At 48.8% G+C, this 4988-nt stretch carries 5 protein-coding genes; 1 reads left to right on the plus strand and 4 read right to left on the minus strand.

Annotation, left to right across the window (positions count from 1 at the left end; all coding sequences use genetic code 11):
• Positions 1–152: 152 nt before the first annotated feature.
• The 4 genes from J0895_RS04855 to argF all read right to left on the minus strand — a co-directional run bounded on the left by J0895_RS04855 (position 153) and on the right by argF (position 3927).
• Positions 153–629, minus strand: a complete 477-nt coding sequence (locus J0895_RS04855; protein ID WP_207086993.1) for a GNAT family N-acetyltransferase — start codon at positions 627–629, stop codon at positions 153–155.
• 6 nt (positions 630–635) lie between these two features.
• Entirely contained in the window at positions 636–890 is a 255-nt protein-coding gene (locus J0895_RS04860; protein ID WP_242541058.1) for a hypothetical protein, read from the minus strand.
• Positions 891–1041: 151 nt separating this feature from the next.
• Positions 1042–2841, minus strand: coding sequence for a sodium:solute symporter family protein (locus tag J0895_RS04865; RefSeq protein WP_207086994.1), 1800 nt, complete (start codon positions 2839–2841; stop codon positions 1042–1044).
• A gap of 165 nt (positions 2842–3006) precedes the next feature.
• Positions 3007–3927 (minus strand): ornithine carbamoyltransferase, encoded by a 921-nt coding sequence (argF, locus tag J0895_RS04870; RefSeq protein WP_207086995.1) that lies wholly within the window; start codon positions 3925–3927, stop codon positions 3007–3009.
• 338 nt (positions 3928–4265) lie between these two features.
• Between argF and J0895_RS04875 the strand changes: the two genes are divergently transcribed.
• A partial coding sequence (locus J0895_RS04875) for an Rpn family recombination-promoting nuclease/putative transposase (protein ID WP_207086996.1) occupies positions 4266–4988 on the plus strand: 723 nt, incomplete at its 3' end.

Genomic DNA, 4988 nt, shown 5'->3' on the forward strand with positions numbered 1-4988 from the left:
CCCTCCCCTTGCCAAGGGGAGGGGACCGTTCGTGTTCTTAATTGTGAGGCAAATCCCCCGCCTATAGCGTGGAAGGAATTAGGAGGCAGAGCCTCCAAAAGAGCATGACTCGGCTTCAGCCAAGTCACGAGGGGGAGGGGGGAATTTGTTATTTATAAGGATTTAAGCATCCAGACGGAATGACTTTGATAGCCTAATTTTTGATAGAGATTTAAGGCGGGGGGATTATTTAGGAAAACTTGTAAACCCATCTGCCGATCGCCTCTGTCCCGCGCCCAATTTTCAGCATATTCCATTAATGCTGAACCCAATCCTCGGCGGCGGTGTTCTGGTGCGACATAGAGCACAAAAATATGAGCATGACGATCGCCTTTAATCTGATCCACCGCATTTCCTAACCACAAACAACCCACTGGTTGAGAATTATCCGGCAATTCCACCCACCATAATGGCGTTTCCTGGGCAAAATATTGGTCAACGGTTTGAGCTAAATGGGAAAAATCATGGTCTGGGTAAAGTTCCTGATAGGTTAACTTCAAGAACTTTACCAATAAATAGCGATCGCGGGATGAACCCACCCGCAGATGATATCCCGGAATCAGTTCAAGCGTTGCCGGTTTGATGAGCAAATTCCTCTAACTATCTTGATTGAAAAACAGTGTATCTTCGGGTAACCCCTTAATCAAACGGGACAGTGAGGGAGGAAGTTCGGCAACGTTGGGAGAGGGAACGCTAGAGAGGCGATCGGCGGGTTGCACTTGTTCTTCAATAGGTGCAGGGGCCATCATATCGGCGGGTAAAAAAATCCGCGCACTGACGGCGACTAATGCGACTAAAAAGACGAGGAAAATAAAGAAGGGAAGAATTTGCGATCGGATTATTGACATCATTGCGTTAGAAAGTAGGACGGTGGAACGGGGGGAATATTATGGACCGATTTGCACCCTTTTTAACTCAGGGGTGACTGTAATGATTATCTCACGATTTGCTCGGGGATGGCAGACAAAGGGTGGGGGAGGAATCCTCACCCTTTGTTGGGGACTAATCGCGATCGCTTCCGGGTCGAGGCATCAGTAAGGCATTAGACTTATTCAGTTGTCGCAACCATGTCCATCCGCCAACCCCCACAATTAGGGAAATCCAACCGATCGCCGGTTGTAAGAGTAAGAACCCGCCAGTGGTTAATAAAAACCCAAACAGCAGTAAAATCCCTGCCGCCACTCGCTGCAAATCCAGACTCAAATTCTGGGCAGGTTCTAATCCGGTACTGGCTCGTTGCTTTGTCCAACCGGGTCCACCGGGACGAACCCGCCGGTAGAACTCATCCAGGGTTGCTTCCGTTTCCGGTTTCGTTGCCAATAACGCAATCACCCACAAGATGGTAACGCTGACAGTAATGAACATCAGGCGTAACCCGAAGTCTTCAATCATGAAGTCCGGGACCAAACTGGTGACGGAACCAATGACAAAACTGCCGATAATGGCGGTGAGTTCAGCAGCAGCATTCACACGCCACCAGAACCATCGCAAAATTAAGACCAATCCTGAACCGGTGCCGATCGCAATCACGAGACGAAATACGGTGGCAACGTCAGAGGCAAAAAAGGCGGCGATCGCGCCAATTACTGTGACCAAAACCGAGGATAACCGTCCTATGAACACCAGTTCGGTTTGAGTGGCAGAGGGTTTGACAAACCGCAAATACAGGTCATTGGTGATAAACGAAGCCCCCCAGTTAATAGAGGTAGACACCGTACTCATAAAGGCAGCAATTAACGATGCTACCACCAATCCCAGCAATGCCGGTGGCAGGAAGTCTAGCATCAGTTTCGGATAGCCTAATTCTTTATCCTGTAAATCGGGATACAGCACGAGGGCCGCTAATGCCACTAAAATCCAAGGCCAAGTCCGAATCACATAGTGCATGATATTGAACAACCATGCGGCTTTTTCCGCCTCAGTTTCGTTTTTCGCTGCCGCAAAGCGTTGAACAAATTCCCCGCCTCCATCACTCCGTCGCCAGGACCACCATTGAATCGCAATATAGCCCAGAAAGGTACTGGCGGTAATCCCTGCGGTTTGGCTGAATTGAATGAAGGCATTGCCTTCCCCACCAAAGGTTAGGGGTAACAGGGATAAAATATCTTTGTCAGAAACGAGAGGGACTTGTCGGACCAATTCGTGAATGCCACCGACACTACCTACGGCAAAAAATGCGACCAGAATGGCCCCAAATAAGGCGAGGAAAAATTGGAAGAAGTCGGTGGCAACGACCCCCCATAATCCCGCTAATCCGGCGTAGATTAACACAAAGATGCTGACACCAATGACGCTGATCAGTTTGAGGGTATTTTCTCCGGCATCGATGCCAATATTTTGCCAAATTCCCAAGGCATCGACGACTTTCACCATTGCCAGCATGGCATAGCCGATGCCAATGCAGTTCATGGGAATGGCAAAGATAAAGGCTTTGACACCGCGCAAAACTGCTGCCATATTGCCGCCATAGCGGACTTCCGTGAGTTCGGCATCGGTGATGACTTCCGATCGCCGCCACATCCGGGCAAAGATGTACACCATGATGATGTGGGAGATGCCAAAGGTCCACCATTCCCAGTTTCCCGCAATACCTCGGTTGCCGACGACGCCGGTAATGTAGAGAGGGGTATCAATGGAGAAGGTGGTAGCAGCCATACTGGTTCCGGCTAACCACCAAGGCAGCGATCGCCCGGATACGAAGAATTCTGCTAGATTCTTAGAGCCTTTTCGGGAGAGATATAACCCCACTCCCATTGTGGCAACCAAATAAACCAATACAATTAACCAGTCAATTAGTGTCATTCTTTACTTATCAAAACCTAATCGCCAATCTTAACGCGGCCCGTACCCCCAAGAGAAAAGGGCGATCGCATTCCTTACCTGAATCAATCTGGTTATTTCTTAGCCCGCAACGGCGGGCTTAGTCCCTATAGCGGCACCTTTTAGGGTGTCGGGTTGTTTCCCGCCCTAAATTGCCCCGAGTACGCTTGCCAGCAGTGCTTTTTGGGCGTGCATTCGATTTTCAGCTTGATCCCAAACTCGGGATGCTGTCCCTTCGATCGCCCCATCGGTAATTTCTTCCCCGCGATGAGCTGGTAAGCAGTGCAAAATAATAGCACTTCCATCGGCATGATTAAACAGTTCCTCATTCACCTGATAAGGCTGAAATAGCGGAATTCGGGTTCTGGCTTCTTCCTCTTGTCCCATACTTGCCCAAACGTCGGTATAGAGCACTTGTGCACCTTTCACCGCTTGGATTGGGTCCTGGGTGATTAAGATTTCACTTTTCCCTTGGGCGATTTTCTTGGCTTGTTCGACAATCTCAGGGTCGGGTTCAAATTGTGCCGGGGTGGCAATGCGAATATTCATTCCCACCATCGCGCAGGCAAGGAGGAGAGAATGGACGACATTATTGCCATCGCCGAGATAGGTGAGGGTGACATCTTCGAGTTGTCCAAAACATTCACCCACGGTCATGATATCAGCTAGGGCTTGACAGGGATGTTCGCGATCGCTTAAGGCATTAATCACCGGCATTTCGGCATAGTTAGCAAAGGTTTCGAGGTCCGCCTGGTCAAAGGTCCGAATCGCCACCACATCCAAATATCGGTCTAATACTCGCGCCGTATCGGGTAAAGGTTCCCCTCGACTCACCTGGGTGACATTGGGATTAAGGTCAATCACTTGACCCCCGAGTTGGTACATTGCCACGGTAAAGCTAACCCGAGTCCGGGTTGAGGCTTTGGAAAACAGCAACCCCAACACTTTTTCACATCGGGGGGTGAGGGTTCCGGCTTTCATCTGCGTGGCGAGATCCAGCAGTTGATGCAGTTCTTCAACGCACAGATCGGCAACGCTGAGTAGATCTCGTCCTGTTAATGCCGCCATAGTTCTCCTGATTGTTTCGTTCTCTATAGGGTTGGGCTTTGGGTTGTTGTCTGAGGGATTGACACCCCAGCACCATCACCTCATTGCTTGTCCTAAAACAGTACCAGATTCATGCCCTGGCGATCGCTACTCTTTCTCCCAGACGGTTGAAAATTGATGACATTTTGTCGATTTTCCTGGGATAGAGTGCCGGTTGCCAATTCTTGGGGAAGGAATTTCAGGCTAGGGGGAGAAAGGAATTAGAATTTGATAGAATTCAAGTGCGATCGCTTCTTGTTTTCAGGTCAAGTATGGAGGTACGATAGAGGAGACGATTATCCAAGGTAGACTTTCGGGTTGTGAGAACGGATACAATTTTTTATCAACTGTTTCAGACTTTCCCCAGTCTAGTATTTGAACTGATGGGGGAACCCAGGGAAAAAGCTCAAGGATACGAGTTTACCTCTCGCGAAATCAAAGAATTAGCTCGTCGCTTTGATGGGATTTTGTTACCCCCAGAGGGAGACAATGACAGATTTATTTATTTTTTGGAGGTTCAGTTTCAAAAGAAAGACTATTTTTATTGGAGATTTCTAGCCGAAATTTTCGTGTATTTGGGTCAATATCAACCCATACAAGAGTTTCAAGCTGTTGCCATCTTTTCATCCCGCAGTTGCGATCCCGGGGTTCCCCGCCAATATCAGCGTTTTTTAGGCGGCGATCGCCCGGAAGAGACCCCACTGTTGGTCCGAGTTTATCTGGATGAACTAGAGGACCCTCCGACTCCCTCGTTGGGATTGGGAATGGTTACCTTAGTGGTTGAGGAACGCCAAACTGCGATCGACAAAGCAAAGCAATTATTCCAAGAAGCACGAAGGCAACTTATCGATGAAGGTCTCAAACAAAAAGTTGTAGGATTGATAGAGACCATCATGGTCTATAAATTACCGGATTTAACACGCCAGGAGATAGAAGCCATGTTTGGATTACAAGAGCTAAAACAGACGCGGTATTTTCAAGAAGTCGCAGCGGAAGCGGAAGCGAAAGGCAAGCTCGAAGGCAAGCTCGAAGGTAAGCTCGAA

The sequence above is a fragment of the Phormidium pseudopriestleyi FRX01 genome (genome assembly GCF_017313335.1).
GTDB lineage: Bacteria > Cyanobacteriota > Cyanobacteriia > Cyanobacteriales > Laspinemataceae > Laspinema > Laspinema pseudopriestleyi.